The organism is Spirosoma oryzae, from assembly GCF_003002825.1.
GTDB classification, from domain to species: Bacteria; Bacteroidota; Bacteroidia; order Cytophagales; family Spirosomataceae; genus Spirosoma; species Spirosoma oryzae.
In genome coordinates, this window is record NZ_PVTE01000010.1 from 16,901 (window position 1) to 35,939 (window position 19,039).

16 protein-coding genes are annotated in these 19,039 nt (G+C 55.0%); 6 read left to right on the top strand and 10 right to left on the bottom strand.

Annotated elements, in window-relative coordinates:
- Positions 1-257: 257 nt before the first annotated feature.
- A complete protein-coding gene (locus tag CLV58_RS13075) occupies positions 258-1,244 on the bottom strand; it encodes an aldo/keto reductase (RefSeq protein ID WP_106138443.1) in 987 nt (328 codons plus the stop codon).
- A gap of 187 nt (positions 1,245-1,431) precedes the next feature.
- On the opposite strand from CLV58_RS13075, the gene CLV58_RS13080 reads away from it, so the two are divergent.
- On the top strand, positions 1,432-2,343 hold the full coding sequence (locus CLV58_RS13080) for a helix-turn-helix domain-containing protein (protein WP_106138274.1): 912 nt from the start codon (positions 1,432-1,434) through the stop codon (positions 2,341-2,343).
- Positions 2,344-2,509: 166 nt separating this feature from the next.
- Here CLV58_RS13080 and CLV58_RS13085 read toward each other — a convergent pair whose 3' ends face one another.
- The 3 genes from CLV58_RS13085 to CLV58_RS13095 all read right to left on the bottom strand — a co-directional run bounded on the left by CLV58_RS13085 (position 2,510) and on the right by CLV58_RS13095 (position 8,497).
- Positions 2,510-3,484 (bottom strand): aldo/keto reductase, encoded by a 975-nt coding sequence (locus CLV58_RS13085; protein WP_106138275.1) that lies wholly within the window; start codon positions 3,482-3,484, stop codon positions 2,510-2,512.
- A gap of 49 nt (positions 3,485-3,533) precedes the next feature.
- On the bottom strand, positions 3,534-5,276 hold the full coding sequence (locus CLV58_RS13090; RefSeq protein WP_106138276.1) for a cryptochrome/deoxyribodipyrimidine photo-lyase family protein: 1,743 nt from the start codon (positions 5,274-5,276) through the stop codon (positions 3,534-3,536).
- Between the two features lie 272 nt (positions 5,277-5,548).
- Positions 5,549-8,497, bottom strand: coding sequence for a glycosyltransferase family 117 protein (locus CLV58_RS13095; RefSeq protein ID WP_106138277.1), 2,949 nt, complete (start codon positions 8,495-8,497; stop codon positions 5,549-5,551).
- Positions 8,498-8,658: 161 nt separating this feature from the next.
- On the opposite strand from CLV58_RS13095, the gene CLV58_RS13100 reads away from it, so the two are divergent.
- A complete protein-coding gene (locus CLV58_RS13100; protein ID WP_106138278.1) occupies positions 8,659-9,126 on the top strand; it encodes a hypothetical protein in 468 nt (155 codons plus the stop codon).
- 429 nt (positions 9,127-9,555) lie between these two features.
- Here CLV58_RS13100 and CLV58_RS13110 read toward each other — a convergent pair whose 3' ends face one another.
- The 5 genes from CLV58_RS13110 to CLV58_RS13130 form a co-directional block, all read right to left on the bottom strand.
- On the bottom strand, positions 9,556-10,803 hold the full coding sequence (locus CLV58_RS13110) for a glycoside hydrolase family 28 protein (RefSeq protein ID WP_106138280.1): 1,248 nt from the start codon (positions 10,801-10,803) through the stop codon (positions 9,556-9,558).
- Positions 10,804-10,990: 187 nt separating this feature from the next.
- Positions 10,991-11,248 (bottom strand): hypothetical protein, encoded by a 258-nt coding sequence (locus tag CLV58_RS13115; protein ID WP_106138281.1) that lies wholly within the window; start codon positions 11,246-11,248, stop codon positions 10,991-10,993.
- Between the two features lie 137 nt (positions 11,249-11,385).
- On the bottom strand, positions 11,386-11,952 hold the full coding sequence (locus CLV58_RS13120; protein WP_245882314.1) for a hypothetical protein: 567 nt from the start codon (positions 11,950-11,952) through the stop codon (positions 11,386-11,388).
- Between the two features lie 315 nt (positions 11,953-12,267).
- On the bottom strand, positions 12,268-13,146 hold the full coding sequence (locus CLV58_RS13125; RefSeq protein ID WP_106138282.1) for a bifunctional 5,10-methylenetetrahydrofolate dehydrogenase/5,10-methenyltetrahydrofolate cyclohydrolase: 879 nt from the start codon (positions 13,144-13,146) through the stop codon (positions 12,268-12,270).
- A 73-nt stretch (positions 13,147-13,219) separates the two neighbouring features.
- Entirely contained in the window at positions 13,220-13,711 is a 492-nt protein-coding gene (locus tag CLV58_RS13130; RefSeq protein ID WP_106138283.1) for a DUF4385 domain-containing protein, read from the bottom strand.
- Between the two features lie 124 nt (positions 13,712-13,835).
- On the opposite strand from CLV58_RS13130, the gene CLV58_RS13135 reads away from it, so the two are divergent.
- Complete coding sequence (locus CLV58_RS13135) at positions 13,836-14,555, top strand: hypothetical protein (RefSeq protein ID WP_146141437.1); 720 nt, start codon at positions 13,836-13,838, stop codon at positions 14,553-14,555.
- 2 nt (positions 14,556-14,557) lie between these two features.
- Positions 14,558-14,776, top strand: a complete 219-nt coding sequence (locus CLV58_RS13140; RefSeq protein WP_106138285.1) for a VF530 family protein — start codon at positions 14,558-14,560, stop codon at positions 14,774-14,776.
- Here the strand turns inward: CLV58_RS13140 and CLV58_RS13145 are convergent.
- The gene (locus CLV58_RS13145; RefSeq protein WP_106138286.1) at positions 14,773-15,405 is read right to left on the bottom strand and encodes a PNPOx family protein; all 633 of its coding nucleotides are present in this window, start codon (positions 15,403-15,405) and stop codon (positions 14,773-14,775) included. The genes CLV58_RS13140 and CLV58_RS13145 overlap by 4 nt on opposite strands.
- A gap of 80 nt (positions 15,406-15,485) precedes the next feature.
- Between CLV58_RS13145 and CLV58_RS13150 the strand changes: the two genes are divergently transcribed.
- A complete protein-coding gene (locus CLV58_RS13150) occupies positions 15,486-16,229 on the top strand; it encodes an SOS response-associated peptidase (protein ID WP_106138287.1) in 744 nt (247 codons plus the stop codon).
- Positions 16,230-16,387: 158 nt separating this feature from the next.
- A complete protein-coding gene (locus tag CLV58_RS13155; RefSeq protein WP_106138288.1) occupies positions 16,388-19,033 on the top strand; it encodes a TonB-dependent receptor in 2,646 nt (881 codons plus the stop codon).
- The last annotated feature ends 6 nt before the right edge of the window (positions 19,034-19,039 follow it).

The following is a 19,039-nucleotide window of genomic DNA, read 5'->3' on the forward strand; positions in this document are numbered from 1 at the left end:
TCTCAATCTTAGCCCCCTTTAGGGGGTTGGGCTGTTAAGTTCTGTTCCGCCCTACCCCCCAGCCCCCTAAAGGGGGAGCATTCCACAAATGAAGTTCACCCCCTTTAGGCCGGGCCGACGTTTCGGGGCTGGGGGGTAGATGGACCGAAGGTAATTTGGCTACCGTCAGCGTCAATTTAAGAACTTAACAGCCCTGCCCTTTAGGGGGTTGAGGGTAATGCGAAATTCATAATACGAAACAGTATAAGTCTAGCCCGTTACAGACCGGTTGCCTGTTCCATCTGCTTAGTGTACCGCGTGCCAGCGACCTGGATGTTGCTCGACGCTTCTTCGATGTCGCGCAGTTCGTCGGCGCTTAGGTTGATGGCAGCGGCACCGTTGTTTTCGGTAAGTCGACTGATTTTGGTGGTGCCGGGAATGGGTACGATCCAGGGCTTCTGAGCCAGTATCCAGGCCAGGGCAATCTGGGCCGTGGTAGCGTTGTGCGCTTCGGCAAACCGATTCAGCAGGTCGAGCAGAGCCTGATTGGCGGCACGGGCTTCTTCGGTGTAACGGGGCAATGTGTTGCGGATATCGCCCTCGGCAAACTGGGTAGCCTGGTCGATTTTACCCGTCAGGAATCCTCTCCCCAGCGGGCTGTAAGCTACTAGTCCGATACCCAACTCTTCGATAGTCGGGATGATGTCCCGTTCATGCTGCCGGGTCCAGATGGAGTATTCGCTTTGCAGGGCCGTTACCGGTTGCACGGCATGCGCTTTACGAATGGTTTGCGCCCCCGCTTCCGAGAGTCCGAAATGCTTGACTTTCCCCTCAGCGATCAGATCGTTGACCGTACCCGCAACCTCTTCGATCGGCACGTTCGGGTCGACGCGGTGCTGATAAAACAAGTCGATCGCGTCGACCCGAAGCCGTTTCAAGGAAGCGTCGGCCACCCGGCGGATGTTGTCGGGCCGGCTGTTGACACCCATCATTTTCCCATCCTGAATGTTAAACCCAAATTTGGTGGCGATCACGACCTTGTCTTTGTAGGGAGCCAAGGCTTCGCCGACCAATTCTTCGTTGATAAAAGGGCCGTAAACTTCGGCGGTGTCAAAGAAGGTGACGCCCTGCTCGACGGCTGCCTGAATAACCGGAACCATATCGGCAGCCGATTTAGCGGGCCCGTAGCCAAAGCTCATGCCCATGCAGCCCAGCCCGATGGCCGATACTTCCAAACCACTGTTTCCTAGTATGCGCGTTTGCATTACGTACTGCTTTTGGTGAATGTTCGTCACCCTAACCAGGTGAATACGATACAAAGGTCAGCACTGCGCGTCGGCCGGGTCGTATACGAATTACGGGACTGTCTACCACTATTACCGATTCGGCTCGTTTATCGCTCAGAACCAGGGTGAAGCCGGTACCTTCGTATCGGTTTAGGCAGATAGGCATATGGAAACGATGATTCGGTTTGAGTCGGTGGGGCAGTACAGTGCATTCAACAACAACGAAACGCGGCATCCGCTGGTGAACATCGTCGACCTGTCGAAGGCAGCTCCGCGACAGGGAAGCCGTATGTATTTCGGCTGCTATACCGTTTTTCTGAAGGAGGTAAAATGTGGAGACCTGGTCTATGGCCGACACACGTACGATTATCAGGAAGGTACGCTGGTGTTTATGGCACCGGGGCAGGTAGCGGGGGTAAACAGCAATGGCGAGTTATATCAGCCCAAAGGATATGTGCTGGTATTTCACCCGGACTTACTGCTGGGTACGCCACTTAAATCGGCGATTCATGACTACTCGTTTTTCGGGTACCAGTCGAATGAAGCACTCCACTTATCGGAACGTGAGCGGCAACTTGTGCTGGATTGCTTCGCCAAGATTGAGTATGAACTACAGCAAGCCATCGATAAGCATAGCAAGAAACTGATCGTTGCCAACATCGAACTGTTTCTGGAGTACTGCATGCGTTTCTACGACCGACAGTTCATCACCCGCGACCATGTGCATCAGGGGATTCTGACCCGTCTCGAAACGCTGCTTAGCCGTTATTTCGTGTCGGATGCGCCCCAAACCGTTGGCTTGCCGTCGGTGGCGTACTGCGCCGATCAGTTGAATCTATCGCCTAACTACCTGGGGGATCTGGTCAAGCGAGAAACAGGTCGATCGGCGCACGACTACATTCAATCGAAACTGATTGACGTCGCCAAGGAGAAAATTTTCGACCGGAGCAAAACGGTCAACGAGATTGCGTACGAATTAGGATTTAAGTACCCGCAACACTTCAGCCGGGTATTCAAACAGCGGGTCGGTCATTCGCCGAACAAATACCGCCGGGCTGCCGAATTGGGGCTGAATTGATAGCTATTCTTTTCTATTCAGTTTTTGTCATTCCGACGGCAGGAGGAATCTTCGCCGGGCCGCTAGTGCGGTAGGAACTAAGGACTATTACTTTATCGAAGATTCCTCCTACGGTCGGAATGACAAAAATCTAGCGTCTTTCTTCTTTTCTCTTTCCTCAAAAGAATCAAATCCCCGCAACGGCATGCGGCTTATACAGTTCTTCCAGTTGCTGCACCTCGTCGTCGGAAAGTCTGACTGACAGCGCCCCGACGGCGTCTTCGAGGTGACCGGGTTTGCTGGCACCGATAATCGGGGCCGTAATGACCGGCTTCTGTAGCATCCACGCCAACGCAATTTGTGACGCCGGAACCCCGCGCGCTTCGGCCAGTTGAGTAACGCGGTCGGCAATGGCAAAGTCCTCGTCGCTGTACATCGATCTGCCGAAAGCGTCGGTCTCGGCCCGTTTGGTTTCGTTTCGGTCTTTGGTCCGCTTGCCTGTTAGCAGGCCCCGCGCCAGTGGCGACCACGGAATAACGGCGATCTTCTGATCTTCGCAGAACGGCAGCATCTCGCGCTCCTCCTCCCGGTACACCAGGTTATACTGCGGCTGCATCGACACGAAGCGCGTCCAGCCGTGCAGGTCGGCGGTGTACTGCGCTTTGGCAAACTGCCACGCAGCCATCGACGACGCACCAATGTACCGCGCCTTCCCCGCCTTCACGACATCGTGCAGTGCCTCCATCGTTTCCTCGATGGGGGTGTTGGTATCCCAGCGGTGAATCTGGTAGAGGTCGACGTAGTCGGTGCCCAGTCGTTTCAGGCTCGCGTCGATAGCGCTCATTATGTGCTTTCGCGACAGACCTTTGTCGTTGGGGCCGGGTCCCATCGGGTTGAACACCTTGGTTGCCAGCACAATCTCGTCGCGGCTCGCAAAGTCGCGCAGGGCGCGGCCGGTTACTTCTTCGCTGGCTCCGTTGGCGTAGATGTCGGCCGTGTCGAAGAACGTGATACCCAAATCCAGCGCTTTCTTGAAAAACGGACGGCTGGCGTCTTCTTCCAGCGCCCAGGGCCAGCGCTCGGTGGGTTTGCCGTATGTCATGCAACCCAGACACAGTTTCGACACGGTTATACCCGTATTCCCAAATCGTACGTATTCCATGTAGTTGGCTAGTTTATTAACTGATTAACCAACTGGGGTGAGGTACGGTTTAGGGTTTGCCGGGGACAGGGGTCGTGTCTGCGAGCGAGAGTAGAAGATCGGGCTGGTTCCGATGGCCCTTCGGCTCAACGGCTGACTGTTTAACCTTACTTGGTTTCCGTTTCGTCGGCTTCGCCTGGCGTGATGCGGGCAAGGTATGTTTGCTCAGGATACGCTCCTGCTCCGCCTGGCCGGTTTCCGTATGGCGGGGCTGATGCAGCAACTGCCGGGCGTGACGGGCTGTTTGTACCGTGTCGATAATCGGTGCGGGGTAATCGGCACCGACCTGAAAATGCGCCATTGCCTGCTCCAGGGGCGGCATTGTCCAGGGCTGGTGGATGTAGGCCTGCGGACAATTGGCCAGTTCCGGTACCCACTGCCGGATAAAAATGCCGTCGGGGTCATGCTCTTGTGACTGCTTGACGGGGTTGTAAATCCGAACCGTGTTGGTCCCCGTCATACCCGACTGCATCTGAATCTGCGCGTAGTGAATACCCGGTTCGAAATCGGTGTATAGCTGCGCCAGGTGCCAGCCGCCCGCCTGCCAGTGCTGAAACAGATGGTGGGTCAGAAAGGAGGTGAGCATGGCCCGCATCCGAAAGTTGATATAGCCCGTTGCCTGCAAGCAGCGCATGCAGGCATCGACAAGTGGGTACCCCGTTCGACCATCCCGCCAGGCGGCATAGTGCGCGGCATTGACGTTTTTCTCGATAGCGTCGAACGCCCGGTTAATGTTGGCAAACTCCATCCGGTCTTCATTCTCAAACTTCTGGATGAAGTGGCAGTGCCAGCGCAGCCGCGACGCGAAGGCTGTCAACTGCCGACCAATACCGGGCAGGGGTGGGTACTGGGCATATCCATGCTGGGCGACTCCACGCTGGGCATATCCATGCTGGGCCTGATAAGCCTGCCGGATACTTAGGCAACCCCAGGCCAGGTACGGCGACAGGCGGCTGCAACCCCGGCGACTTTCAAGGGGCTTGGAGATCGACTGCGCGTACAGGGCAATGCGTTCGTTCAGGAAACTGGTCAGGTAACGGTGTGCATTGCGTTCGCCACCGGGTTGAAAGAACGGGTTTGGTTGTTGCCAGTCGGTGGGTAGATCAGGGCCGCGTTCGCGGTCGTACCAGTCCGTGTCGATGGGGGCGGGATACCAGTTCGTCAGGTCGGGCTGTTGCTGGGGAGCCTGCATGGTCTGCTGCCAGTCGGCCGTCCAGGTGTCCCGATTTTGCAGCCCCCGAATCACCCCATTGCTTTGAAACTCCTGCCAGTCGATACCCCGTTGCTGACAGAATCGGGTCACGGCTTTGTCGCGGTCGTAGGTTAGCCGAATGCCGGTTTCTTCGTGCGAATAGAGCGTACGAATGGTAAACTGCGTGTGCAGCGCCGTCAGTACGTCGATGACTTCGCGCTGAAAAATCCAGATAACCGGGGCTCCGGTCGGCGGGACCAGAACGGGCTCATCGTCGAAGCTGAACGGTAGCCATTCGTGGACCAGGGCTTCAATAGCTGGTTTGGGGGGAATGCTGGCAAGCTGCTGATTCAGGTCGACCAGCGACTCATACACGAAACGCCAGTGCCGGGTATCGTAGTTCGGATCGGCAATCAGTGATGGTTCGAAGCAGTAGATCAACAGCAACGGGCGCGCCGGTGCAGTCCGCCCGGCCGTTATAGCCGCCTGGAGGGGTGCATGATCCCGCAAGCGCAGATCGCGTTTAAACCACAGTATATCCAGACCGAGTTCGTTTGCCATAGAACCGATAAACTGGTTGTGGAGGCAAATGGATTTGAGCACCAGGGCAAAAAATAGGTCAACACAGCGTCACGAAGAACGCAGAGACGAGTTAGTGGCAATTCGTTAGTTATCAGTTGATTGGAAAATCTGTGTTCTCTGTGACTCTGTGTTGAGTTCTTTTTTATCGGCAACAACGCTGCGGTAAAGTCGGCACTACGAATCGACCAGCCACCAAACGCAAACGGCCCGAATCTCCATGATTCGGGCCGTTTGCACTCGTTAATTCAAAATCAACCGAAGGCGTTGATGTGCTTCTGGAAGATCGCTTCGAATTTGCTGGCAGCGGCCGTTTGCTTGGCTTCCTTACAGGCTTCGATAATCGTTTGCAGCGTGTACAGTTCCGAGTTGGCACTGCCGAACTGATGACCACTCTTGGCGTAGGTCAGCACCTGATCGGCCCGCGTTGCCATCGTGTCGGCAATTTCCAGCGCCCGCTTTGGCTCACCCAGCTCAAACAGGAACCGGACGTAGTTCGACGAGATCTGATCGTACGGAATGCTCTTGTCCGGGATCGTCTTCAGCGAATAATTAATGACTTCCAGCGCCTTAGCTTTCTTGCCTTCCCGTAGCAACTGATCGGCCAGACGGAAGAACGCGATCCGGGCCGATATGATCGGCGTGCGGTACGTTTCATCGTAATAAACGTTCGGGTTGTCGAACTCGCGGAAGAACGACTTCTTCATCATGTTGGTGTACATAATGTCGGAGTTGACATACCCATCCGACGCACCCGGTACGCCAACCGGCATCAGGCGGTAGGCATAGCCTTCCAGCTGCATGTGGTCTTTCAGGTTCAGGTAGTTGTCGTTCGCCAGCGTGCTGGAGAAGTAGATCGGCCGTTTCCAGTTGTTGGTGGCGATCATGTCGAGCATAATCAGGTCTGGCTTGTACAGGTCCTTCTTGCCGATCGTCCATTGCAGCGTGTCACCAATCATCGGTTTCAGCATAGCCGGAACGAAATTGGCTTTGTCGACTTCGGCCTTGTTGATGGGCAGGAACAGTACCGACGAGGGTAGCACACTCGTCAGATCACCCGTCGACAGGGGTACCTGAATGGCGGGACTGTTGGTCTGCACCAGGCTGATGTACTGTTTCAGGTCGATGCCGTTTTTCACGCCCGGCACTTCGTAGAACGGAATGACGTCGTTTTTGCCTTTGTTGAAGTTGTCGAACGTCAGCGAGATTGGCAGCGCGTCCGATTCGTAGGTCTTACGCTTCATCTGCTGAATGTACCACTCCGTACCAAGCAGGCTGAGGTTACACACCCGCACGTCGCGCCGGAACCCTTCGACTTCCTGGACGTACCAGAGTGGGAACGTATCGTTGTCGCCACCGGTAAACAGAATCGCGTTGGGTGCGCAGGAGTTGAGCAGGTTTTTGGCGAAATCGACCGACTGGTAGCGGTTGTTCCGGTCGTGGTTGTCCCAGCTTTTGGCCCCCATCATCAGCGGCACCAGCAGACATAGACCCGCAACGAGTCCGTTACGGGTGGTGTCGGACTTGACGTACTGACGCAGTCCTTCGGCAATACCCATCACGCCCAGCCCCAGCCAGATCGCGAAGAAATAGAACGAACCGACGTAGATGTAATCCCGTTCGCGGGGCTCCGACGGGGGTGAGTTCAGGAACACCTGTAGTGCAATACCTGTGAAAACGAACAGCAGCAGCACGATCAGGAAGTCGCGCCGACGGCGGAAATACTGGAACACGATACCGAACAGGCCCAGCAAAAACGGCAGCATGTAGAAGTTGTCGCGCGCCTTGTTCTTGACCAGCAGGTCGGGGGCACCATCGTTTGTCGACCAGGGGAGCAGATAGCCCGCGCCCTCTTCGTCACTTTCCCGGCCGGTGAAGTTCCACATCAGGTAGCGCCACCACATATGCCCCAACTGGTAGTCGAACAGAAATTTCAGGTTGTCGCCCATCGTTGGTTTCTGCCCTTCGGCCAGGCCGAGCATCTGCCGATACAACTGTGGGTGATTCTGCTGCGAGCTGTACACGCGGGGAAACAGCATCTCATCGCCGGGGGCGTATACGTACTCCGGCTGGTAGTCGAAGATCACGTATTTATTACCTTCTTTTTTCCAGACGGGCGCGCCTTTCTTGCTGTCGATGGGTCGCGACGTAAAGACCGGACCGTAGAGCAGTGAACGGCTACCGTACTGTTCCCGGCGCAGGTACGACAGGAAGTTCAGCGCGTCGCTGGGATCGTTTTCGTTGATGGGCGGGTTGAAGTCTGCCCGGACCAGCACCTGCATGTACGAGGCATAACCGATCAGTACGAACGCCAGCGCCAGCAGCGAGGTGTTGAGCATGACGCGTTTCTGCCGTGCCGACCAGATGATACCGTACACGACGGCCCCAATAAAGATAACCGTGAAGGCAATGGTACCCGAGTTGAAGGGTAGCCCCAGCGTGTTGACGAAGAACCGTTCAACGACAAACGCCATTCCCGGCAGACCCGGAATGATCCCCGAGTTGATGATACCCAGCACCACCATCCCGATACCGAACGCGATAGTCCCGCCCCAGAACGTTGGTTTAGCCGTCTTCTTGAAGTAGTAAATCAGCGCCAGCGCAGGCAGCGTAACGAGGTTCAGCAAGTGGACACCGATTGACAGACCCGTCAGATAGGCAATGAAAATTAGCCAGCGGTTGGCCGCAGCAGGGTCTTCCACGCGTTCCCAGCGGAAAGCGGCCCACACGACAATCGCGGTAAAGAACGACGATGTGCCGTAGACTTCGGCTTCAACGGCTGAGTACCAGAAGGTGTCGGAGAAGGTATAGGCCAGTGCGCCGACGGCGCCTGAACCCAGCACCAGCAGCGTGTCGGCCGTGGTGTACTCGCTTTCGGGTTTGCCCAGCAGCTTCTGCGCGAGCATCGTAATGGTCCAGCACAGAAACAGGATTGTCGCAGCACTGGCCGTTACCGAGACCATGTTGATCCAGTAGGCCACGTTGGTCAGGTCGCCCAGCGAGAGCAGGGAGAAAATGCGGCCGGTGAGGAGGAAGAACGGGGCACCGGGTGGGTGAGGAACCTGTAGTTTGAAGGCACACGCAATGAATTCACCGCAGTCCCAGAAGCTGGCAGTCCGCTCGACAGTCATCGCAAACGTAATGAGCGCGACGACAAACGTGAACCAGCCGGTGAGGGTGTTCAGGCGTTTAAATGATTGCATAGAGGTGACGATGCTTTTGTGTAAGTAGCCTCAAAAATACGAAAAGACGGCCCTGCCGGGACAGGGTAGGCTGTTAAAGTTTGTTAAGGTTGCAACGCTTTGATACCGCTTGTAAAACCGTAAACGCGTATATTGGTCGAGGTATCTGCTCCAGTTCAGTCATGAAAATAGTGCTATTACTCGCCGTTCTGATCTGGGCGCTGCCGGAGGGCCCCGTGTGCGCCCAATGGCGTTTGCTGGTCAAAAGCCAGGACGTCTTTAAGCTGTCTGAACCAACTGCTCCCGACGCACTTGCCAACCCGATCACGCTGATCGAGCCGCGTGGCGAACTAAGCAAGTACCTGATTGTCCGGTACGCACATAGCAAACGCGCGCTGGTACGCAAGAGTAGCGTATGGGGCTTTGCCGATAGTACAAACGCCATCTGGCGGGTCTACAAAAACGATTTGTGCCGGGTAACGCGCTACAACGATACCTGGGTTGAATACGGAATTTATCGGAGTAAAAATAATCGGAACGGCCCAACGGTCTGGTACGAGCCGGGTTTCAGCCGTGGGCTGGACGGTAAAATCTGGAACCGCTGGTCGGAAGCCATGGCCGATGCACTGCCGGGGCATATCGTACGATAGTTTAGTAGAGAATATACATTCTTCGGCGCAAGTAGCTGCTTTTGTGATTTTGTAAACTGTTGGAAACTAATAGTTTAGCACTTGATTGTAAAGAAACTATGTCATCGATCCGGCGAAGTTGCGACGAACGTGAACTGGAACGTCAATTAAACGAATGGTTCTTGGAAAAGGTAGAGCAGAGCAGGCTTGTGATTCGGGCCGATGATACAACTTACGTTGACAAAGTGGGCGTTTATGTAGAGACTCTCATGCGCCGATTAGGGGACGGTGTGAAGTTCGATCAATTGGCACAGGAATACTCGGGTCTGACGAGAGACGACTGGGGGGCTTGTCTGGCGTTTGAAGCGTTACGAAGTCAGCGGATAATTTGACGCGATTTACTGAATCTTACGCACGTACCATTGACAAACATACCTGAGTTCTTAGCTGTTAGAACCCCGTCCCCGTAACATTCTGGGTAATGACCGGTTGTCCGCTTGCTGCCTGAATCCGGCAGGCACTCATCGTCACATTACGGGCGTTTTGCAGGATAAGCCCTGTTTGTGCGCTGATCTGAACCGAGGAAAACGTCAGGTTTTGCAGCAGGCTGTTGGTCAGTCCAACCAGACTGCCGGCGCTTTTTGCCCCGGTCGCCGTCAGCTGACTAATCGTAACGTTGCCAATGGCGGGGATATCCGTTGGGTAGTTGTCGTTGGCGTTTAACGCATACGCCAGGTCGATAACCAACGGACTGGTCACGTCGGTCATCGTGATCTTGCTGTACGCCAGATTCTGAACAGACCCGCCGAGTCCGGTTTGGGACTTGATCCGAATGCCGTTGGTCGTACCGGTAAACGTGCAGTTGCTTACCGCCACGTCGGCCACCCCGCTTGACGTTTCGCTACCCACTGATAGGCCATGCCCGTGCAGAAACCGGCAGTTGCTGATCTGAATATCCCGGCAGGACTGTACGAGTTGCCCGTTGCTGCGTCCGCCTTTGATGGCGATGTTATCGTCGCCGGTGTCGATGGTGCAGTTGTCAATAACGACGTGCGTACAGTTGGCTGGGTCGATGCCGTCGGTATTGGGTGAAGTCGCGGGGGCGGTGATCGTCAGGTTTTTGAGGGTGACGTTCTGGCACAAGTAGGGGACAAGGTGAAACGAGGGCGAGTTGGTCAACGTCAGCCCGTCGACGGTGAGATCGGTCGAGCGGGTGATGTAAATCAGGCGTGGGCGATTCAGCGTCTTGCCGCTGTCCAGATAGCGCTGCCACCAGACGGCCCCGTTGCCGTCGATAGTACCCTGTCCGGTCAGGGATACGTTCGTCAGCGAGTCGCCATTGATCAGGTTGCTAAACTTACCGCTGTAGTCGGCCGCGTCGGTGCTGGCCAGCAGCGTGGCCCCGGCCGATAGCTGAAGCGTAACCCGGCTGCGAAGCGTGATCGGGCTGATGAGGTACGTACCAGCGGGTATGATTAGCGTACCGCCCCCGGCCGCTCCGCAGGAGTCGATAGCCCGTTGCAGCGGCTTCGTCTGATTGGTAGTGCCGTCGCCGATCAGCGTCAGCGTACCCGCCGGTGGGGCAGGGGTGACGGTCGACGTAGCCGGTCGGCAAGCCACAGTGGTAAGTAGAAAGACCAGCGCAGGTAGTACACGTTTGTAGCCTGAGTGTCGGCCGTTGGCGAGTGGAATCAGCATGTAGATAGATCGAAAATACAACGCGGCAAAGTATTGTCTACGGCTGTTCATCGAATGAACTGTCGATTAAATCATCCCGACAGTATCATAACGGCGACGGGCCGGCTGCTCCAGCCGGCCCGTCAGAATCAACGTATTTCGCCCCGTGCGGCCTTGAGCGTATTCTGCATCGGGGGGCCGATTGTCGTCAGGCCGCGCGTTGCCAGTCGTACACCTTTGCCTGAACGATTCTATCCGGCTTCTGGGTCGACATAGCGATTTGCTGGATGCGTCGGACAGTTGCCGGGGCAAACAATTGCTCCCCTGTAACCCGATTCACACGAGCCGGTACGTTTTCAAAGACAAACAACGCTCCGTTTGCATTAAGGAGATACCGGGTGACGGTATCCGTAACTTCTTCGACGTAATAATCGAACGCTTTCTGACGTTTAGGTTGTTCGCTCACAGTATATGGTAAGAACAGGTGGGCTTAGCAATGTGACTATGTAGCTATTTAGCCACAGACTATCTACATGTAAAAAGGTAGCATTAAACTGTCCGATCTTAAAAGCGGAACAGGAAGCCGGTTGCCGAAGAGCAGCCCTACTGATTACCAGAAGAAAGTTTTTGCTGCATGGCTTTTACAAAGTCAATCGAAACGCCAGCTATATCGGCAATTTTATCAGCGCTAAAATCGCTTTTAGATAATAAGTTCGTAACGAACTTGATTTGTTCTTTTTCCTGAGCAACCATGTAAGCTACATCTCGCTCCTGACTTACAAATTTGCTGATGCTGTCCATAGTAAGGTCTTTCAGTTTTTTCTCTAATTTACGCAACTGTGCTAATACCCGCAATTGTCTGAAGTGCTTCTCCAATGAAAAACTACCAGTAGCTGTTACCTCGATGCGCTGAACAATTTTTTGAAGTGCTTTTTCTGGATTATCGTCTTTGAAATTAGCCAATACCCCCAGTACTACTTCCTCAGGACGTGTTGATCTCAAGAAGAGGTTATAATCCAACTCGGCAAACGAAATCAATGGAAAGTCGAATTTCATCCGCGTGCTGTTCAGTCGAGTAGCCATTTGTGGCTTAGTTGTTCCTAAGTAGATGAGGTACTGTTCAACGGGTAGAGCATACCTGCGTTCAAGCATAATGTAATATTCTGCCATGCGATAGACCATCTTAGGTTCGTCAGCAACCTGAAACTCATCTGTAGGACATACGTTTTACCTTTATCATCGGTTAGTTTCTTTAGTACGTCAGGCTTTCGCTCTTTAGTGTGCTGGATGTCGTCAGGTAACTCCTCAGATTCTATAGCCGTAATTCCGAGAATGTTTTGCATTAAACTCGGAATTACGGCTTCGATATTTTCCTTGAATATTTTATCGTATTGGCTGACTTGTCTACGCATATAGTGAAACTGCTACAGACGGTGGGACTCGCACTGAGCACCGCCGTTTAGTCAACTAGTTTAAGAGGTAGTATCAATACACTTCGCCCCGTGCGGCCTTGAGCGTATTCTGCATCAGGGAGCAGATCGTCATCAGGCCGACGCCACCGGGAACGGGTGTGATGTAGCTGGCTTTGGGTGCCACTTCGTCGAACTTAACGTCTCCTTTCAGCGAGAAGCCGCTTTTCTTGCTGGCATCGGGTACGCGCTCCAGACCTACGTCGATCACAACGGCACCAGCCTTCACCATGTCACCGGTGACAAATTCGGGCTTACCGAGGGCGGCTACCAGGATATCGGCCGTGCGGCAGATCTCGGCCAGGTTTGTCGTACGCGAGTGGGTGAGCGTTACGGTGCAGTTGCCGGGGTAGGTGTTGCGCTGCATCAGAATCGACATGGGCAGGCCCACGATCTGACTCCGGCCGACAACGACGCAGTGCTTACCACTCGTTTCGATATTGTACCGTTTCAGCATTTCGAGGACGCCCTGTGGGGTTGCCGATACGTAAGCGGGCAGACCCTTCGCCATCCGGCCGATGTTGATCGGGTGGAAACCGTCGACGTCTTTTGCCGGTGCAATGGTTTCCATGACGCGATCGGGGTTGATGTGGCCGGGGAGGGGTAACTGCACGATCAGGCCATCCATATCCGGATCGTTGTTGACATTCTGCACGGCTGCCAGTAGTTCGTCTTCGGTAACGGTTGGCTCGAACCGGATCAGCGTCGATTTCATGCCTACCTCTTCGCAGTTTTTCATCTTCGACGCGACATATGTTTCCGACGCGCCGTTGGTACCGACCAGAATGGCCACGAGGTGCGGAATTTTGCCGCCCTGCTCCCGGATCTGTGCGACCTCTGCCGCGATTTCCTGTTTGATTTGTGCCGAAAGAACCTTCCCGTCGAGGAGTTGCATAAAATCAGTTTAAAGTTTGTCGTTTGAGGTTCAAAGCTAAAAAACCTCGATCCAGGGCAAAATTACGGAAAGATCAGCCGTACTGTGTCTGCCAGTCTTTTTTCATCCGTTTGTAATCCGGGTCTTCGCGGGCCCGCAGGTAAACGCCGTAAAAAATCCGTGCCGACTCCGCCTTGACCGGGTCTTCCTCGCGGGGCAACTGATCGCGACCGTGAGCACCCGAGCGGCCTTTTTGATCGTCGGGGACGGGGCCGTCGTATTTTTGGCCGGTTCGGTGATTGGCGTAACGCCTTGCTCGGGTAAAGCCCATTTGCAAAAACTTGCGAGCCATGTCCATACCGACGAAGTCCCCCTGCTCTTTGTACTCCAGAAATAGCTGGTAAATTTTCTCCGACGATTCGCGGGCAATGTCGGGCGTCCGGAAACGCCAGTGCGGAACGATTTCGGACTTATATGGCTGAACAAGTAAAACGCCCTGCTCGCCTTTCCCGACGCGGTACAGTTCGGGTTGCTCCCGCAGATTTAACATGCGGTAGTCAAGGGTGTAGTCGAAGGGGGTTGGCATACGGGAATCGGGTCGAGGTGATTGTACGTACTAAACTGACGGCGCTGAATGTGGTTAATCAGTACGGTACCAAACAAGGCCGTCGCTGGCCGATACCCCGATCAAGTCCCAATCTGTATTCCGAATGATCCGTTCTGTACTCGTCTTAAGTGGCTGTTTGCTAAGTCTGTTTGGCGTGCCTGAACAGGGAATGGCGCAGGGGTCGGCGGATAGCAGCAAAAACGAACGACCCCAAAAAGCCCGCTTCATTGCCGAACTCGATCAGCGATTTTTCTATTTTAAAGACCGTCGGCAACCTTTATTTTCCAATTCGACGAATGTATGGGGTGGCCGGGCCGGGTTTCTATTGCCGAGTAATATCAAAGTCGGCGCTGGCTATTATTTTTCCAACCATGACGTTGACGAGCCCTGGGACGGCCTTCAATCCATTCGCCGACGCTTTCATTACGGAACGGCGTATGTTGAGCCGTATTTCTATCGGCGAAAATACTGGGAGCTGAGTGCCCCGATCGAAGTCGGTATCGGCTCCGTGACCTATCAGTTTTTCGGAGAAGATGATACCCCGACACGAACGGCGCGGACGACTATCGTACCGCTCAGCGTAGGCGTATCGGTGTCGCTGAAGTCGCCGGCTTTTTTCGGATTCAAGCCCCTGCGCTGGTTTGGCGTAAATTTGATCACGGGTTATCGCTACACCCTGTATGACGAAGCCCCGACACAACTTACGACCCTGAACGGGCTGTATTATTCGATAAGTCCTGCTATTTTTCTGGATCGTATCTACGCTGACTATGAGATCTGGCGTAAGAAACAACGCCAGAAAAAAGCCAAACGAGCAAACTGACAATGAGTGAACAAGTAAACAATCCGCTGCACGGTAAAACGCTGGAGGCCATATTGACCGAACTGGTCGAGCAGTATGGCTGGGCTGAACTGAGTAAGCGTATCGCCATCAACTGCTTCAAAAACGATCCCAGCATTAAATCGAGTCTGGTATTTCTGCGCCGGACCCCCTGGGCCCGGCAGCAGGTCGAAACGCTGTACGTAAAAAGCCGGAAAAGCTAGGGGGCCAGCCACACCATTTTCGATACGGGTTCGTACTGGAAGCGGGCGCGGGTTTGCCCCTGTTTGCTCAGTTTCAGATATTCCATGCACAACACCCGGCATTCGATGGCGGCAAAATTCAGCCGGGCCGCTGCTCGGTCGTCGGCGTTGATGTCGCCTTCGTTGATATGGTCGGGGAAGCCGGGGTAAGGATGCTCCTGCACGCTGCCGGGCATAGGCTCCGACAGATACAGACGGACGCTACCATCGTGTACCTTCTGCCACTGTTCGTCCGCCAGATAGTCGTCGGTGTGCAGGCGGGTTTCAACGGTTAGCCGAAACTGGGTTTGTTCCTGCTCATTCCAGAACAGGAGCATCGCCTGCGGAAACTCTTCGAGTTGCAACACTTTCTCCGTGCGGGCATCCGTGTGAAACCAGACGTATTTGTGCGCGACATCAACGTCACGTAATACCACGATACGGGCGTCGGCACCCCGGTTCGTACAGGTGGCAACGGTCATGTTGCGAAACGCAGCTGTGGCCGAATCGTGGGTGTGAATGCTTTGATCGAGTTGTTGCCAGCAGGTTTTTTCCAGTTCAGACAGACTCGGTGTAGTGACGTTGGTAGGCGTCGAATGGGTAGATGACATGAGGGGACGGGTTTGTGACCGACGCTGCCATAACCGCCCGTCTGTTTTGTTTGTTTACCCTGTGACAACCCGAAACCTGTATGTGCTTTCATAAATCACTGGCCGTCACGGCACCGGAACTGGAAGAGCGGTTTAGCGCCACCGTCCCGGAATCGGCCGATTTCAAACCCGTCTACCATACCAACGCCTATCAGTTACCGCACTGGCCCATTCTGACTCATCAGCACCCTGATCGATTCGAGATGATGCGCTGGGGACTGGTTCCGCATTGGGCGAAAACCAGCGATAGTGCAGCTGAACTGCGGGCCGTGACGATCAATGCCCGCTCCGAGACGATCTACGAAAAGCCCTCGTTCCGGTCGGCTGCGCGGGCTGGTAACCGCTGCCTGATTCCCGTAACGGGTTTTTTTGAATGGCATACTGAAGGACGGGCAAAATACCCGTTTTATATTACCCCCACTGATCGGAAAATCATTTCAATTGCGGGGCTATGGGACGAGTGGGCCGACCCTGATACGGGTGAAGTAACCCGAACTTATACACTGTTGACGACCGATGCCAACCCGCTGCTGGCCGCCATTCACAACAGTAAAAAGCGAATGCCCTGTCTGCTGACGCCCGGCGATGAGCAGAAGTGGCTGCACGACGGACTGACCGAGAAGCAGGCACTGACCCTACTGGCGGATCAGTATACCGACACGAAGCTGCACAGCTACAGCATCAGCAAACGCATTACCTCGCGCTCCGAACCCACCGATGTGCCGGCTGTGCTGGAACCGTACACTTATCCTGAACTGGCTAGGCAAGCCAATCTGTTTGCGTAACCCGCGTTGTCCGTTCGTCCGGGTCTGTTTCCGCTTGTGTAGTATTCAAGCCGGAACGCCGATTTAAGCGACCTTTGAGGTCGCTTTGCTGTCATTTTTCAGACATGACCTCCATGTATGTCTTTTTGACAGGCAACGATACAACCGCTATCAACGCAATGAAACACGTTTTACCGCTCCTGCTTACGGGAGTTTGTCTGGCCGTCGGGGCGCAGGCGCAACAACCCACAACCGCCAGTCCGGCACCGGCTACCAGCACGGCTCCCCGCAGCACTGCCCGCCTGACCGGCACCATCGTCGATTCTACGTCGGGAAAACCCGTTGAATTTGCCAGTATCGCGCTGATCGATCCGCAGACGAAGAAGCCGCTCGATGGGACGGTGGCCAACGAAAAGGGCCAGTTTACGATTGAAAAGTTACCCTCGGGACCGTTCAACCTGCTGATTTCGTTTGTCGGCTATCGCAACAAAACCATCGCCAATGTCCGGGCCGACCGCCAGGGCGACACGAACCTGGGCCTGATCCGGCTGATGGCTGATGTGCGTACGCTGAAGGAAGTCAACGTCGTCGGGCAGGCCGCTATCGTCGAAGAAAAAGTCGATCGGATTGTTTACAACGCTGACCGGGACATTACGAACAAGGGGGGCGATGCCAGCGACGTGATGCGTAAGGTGCCTCTGCTGACGGTCGACATGGATGGAAACGTCAGTCTGCGTGGCAGCAGCAACGTGCGGGTGCTGATTAACAACAAGCCCAGCACCATCGTTGCCAGCAGTGTCGCCGACGCGTTGAAGCAGATCCCTGCCGATATGATCAAAACCGTTGAGGTGATTACCAGCCCGTCGGCAAAATATGATGCTGAAGGCTCGGCCGGGATTATCAACATCGTCACCAAAAAATCGAACCTGGCCGGGTTTACACTCAATCTCGATTCGGGCGTGGGCAACCGGGGCGCTAACCTGGGGCTGAACGGTAACCTCAGAACGGGGAAAATGGGCTTCAGCCTGAGTGGTTTCGGCCGGGGTAATTACAACGTGCGGGGCAAGTTCGACAATAGGCAGCAGACGTTCGGCACCAACGGCACCACGACGCAGCAGACCGCCGATACGCGTAACAACGGTCTGTTCGGGCAATACACGCTGGGCTGGGATTACGACATCAGCAAGACCAGCGCCATTACGGCCAGCCTGCGCTACGGTGCCCGTAACAACTACCAGTACCAGGACAATTTCATCACGCGTACGGTCAGTAGTCAGGGGTATTTCCCATCGCTCAATTCCCGCAACGTACTGACGTCCGATCTGTCGGGTACGGTCGACGCGAACCTCGATTACACGAAGACATACAACCGTAGCGACGGCCGACCCCAACAGGAATTCAGTACGTCGGTGCAGTACAGCCGGAACAACCGCACCAACGACTTTACGGCCGACATTCTGAATCCGTCCGACAACTTCGGCAGCATTGCCGCCCGGCAGCAGAATCTTAACCAGAGCCACAACCAGGAGACAACCATCCGGGCCGATTACCAGACCCCGATCGGTACCAATCAACTGCTGGAGTTCGGCGGGAAAGGTATCTTCCGGCAGGTCGAAAGTGCGTACCAGTATAACCTGGCTACGGGACCGACGGGTGGTTTCGTCACCGATCTAAGCCGCCCGGCCAACACGCTGAACTACGATCAGAACATTGCCGCCGGCTACGTGTCGTACACGCTGACGACCAAAAACAAGTACACGATCAAAGCCGGTACACGCTACGAATACACGACCATCCGGGCGTTCTTCGACCAGTCGCAGGGGGGGGAACAGGCCGGCCAGCAACTGCCTATCCCTGACTACGGGAATCTGGTACCCAGCATCAACATATCGAAGCAGCTGAAAGGGGGTAAAACGATCAAACTGGCGTATAACCGCCGGTTGCAGCGGCCGGGTATTCAGTTTCTGAACCCCAACCCCAACGCGTCGAACCCGCTGAACATCGTGCAGGGCAACCCGCTGCTGTCGCCCGAACTGACCGATAATTTCGAACTGGGTAGCAGCACCTACATCAAGTCGGTGTACATCAACGCAACCCTGTTCGCCCGTACGACCAACAACTCGATCACGAGCGTACGGGATACCAATATTACGGCCATCGGTACCGTCGTTAGCCCGGCTCTCGGGCAGGCGCTGCGGACAACGTATTTCAACATTGGTAAGGAAGACGCCTACGGGATTAACCTGTTCGGTAACGCGACCCTGTTTTCGAAATGGCAGATCGGCGGTGGCGTCGACGCCTACTATTCGTACCTGACTAACAACAGTGCGAACGACGTCTACCGGGCTACCAACTCCGGCTTTGTCATCTCCGGCCGGCTGTTTACCAACCTGACGCTGAAGAACGGCTGGGGTGTACAGGGCTTTGCTTTCGCACGGGGCAAGCAGGTGCAGTTGCAGGGGTATCAGGGGGGCTTCGGCTTTTACAGCCTGGGCGTGAAGAAAGACCTGAAAAACAAGCGGGCGAGCTTCGGCATTGCTGGCGAAAACTTCTTCAACTACCCACTCAACATCCGGTCGGAGTCGAGTTCGGTGCTGTTTGCCCAACAGAGCGTAACGAGCCTGTACAACGCTGGTATCCGGGTTAACTTCAGCTACAAGTTCGGCAAACTCAGCTTCGACCAGCAGCCGCAACGGCAGCGCAACCGGGGCGGTAACGACGACCTGAAGGACGAAGGTGGTAACGACGCCAACGGTGGTGGCGGAGGGCAGCCGGCACCCGCTGGTGGTGGAAGCCGTCCGGCAGGAGGTGCTCGACCGAAGTAGGGTGTA

Bases quoted from the DNA above. Each gene is read 5' to 3' on its own strand.
- CLV58_RS13075 (WP_106138443.1), bottom strand. From the start codon at position 1,244: ATGCAAACGCGCATACTAGGAAACAGTGGTTTGGAAGTATCGGCCATC.
- CLV58_RS13080 (WP_106138274.1), top strand. From the start codon at position 1,432: ATGGAAACGATGATTCGGTTTGAGTCGGTGGGGCAGTACAGTGCATTC.
- CLV58_RS13085 (WP_106138275.1), bottom strand. From the start codon at position 3,484: ATGGAATACGTACGATTTGGGAATACGGGTATAACCGTGTCGAAACTG.
- CLV58_RS13090 (WP_106138276.1), bottom strand. From the start codon at position 5,276: ATGGCAAACGAACTCGGTCTGGATATACTGTGGTTTAAACGCGATCTG.
- CLV58_RS13095 (WP_106138277.1), bottom strand. From the start codon at position 8,497: ATGCAATCATTTAAACGCCTGAACACCCTCACCGGCTGGTTCACGTTT.
- CLV58_RS13100 (WP_106138278.1), top strand. From the start codon at position 8,659: ATGAAAATAGTGCTATTACTCGCCGTTCTGATCTGGGCGCTGCCGGAG.
- CLV58_RS13110 (WP_106138280.1), bottom strand. From the start codon at position 10,803: ATGCTGATTCCACTCGCCAACGGCCGACACTCAGGCTACAAACGTGTA.
- CLV58_RS13120 (WP_245882314.1), bottom strand. From the start codon at position 11,952: ATGGCAGAATATTACATTATGCTTGAACGCAGGTATGCTCTACCCGTT.
- CLV58_RS13125 (WP_106138282.1), bottom strand. From the start codon at position 13,146: ATGCAACTCCTCGACGGGAAGGTTCTTTCGGCACAAATCAAACAGGAA.
- CLV58_RS13130 (WP_106138283.1), bottom strand. From the start codon at position 13,711: ATGCCAACCCCCTTCGACTACACCCTTGACTACCGCATGTTAAATCTG.
- CLV58_RS13135 (WP_146141437.1), top strand. From the start codon at position 13,836: ATGATCCGTTCTGTACTCGTCTTAAGTGGCTGTTTGCTAAGTCTGTTT.
- CLV58_RS13140 (WP_106138285.1), top strand. From the start codon at position 14,558: ATGAGTGAACAAGTAAACAATCCGCTGCACGGTAAAACGCTGGAGGCC.
- CLV58_RS13145 (WP_106138286.1), bottom strand. From the start codon at position 15,405: ATGTCATCTACCCATTCGACGCCTACCAACGTCACTACACCGAGTCTG.
- CLV58_RS13150 (WP_106138287.1), top strand. From the start codon at position 15,486: ATGTGCTTTCATAAATCACTGGCCGTCACGGCACCGGAACTGGAAGAG.
- CLV58_RS13155 (WP_106138288.1), top strand. From the start codon at position 16,388: ATGAAACACGTTTTACCGCTCCTGCTTACGGGAGTTTGTCTGGCCGTC.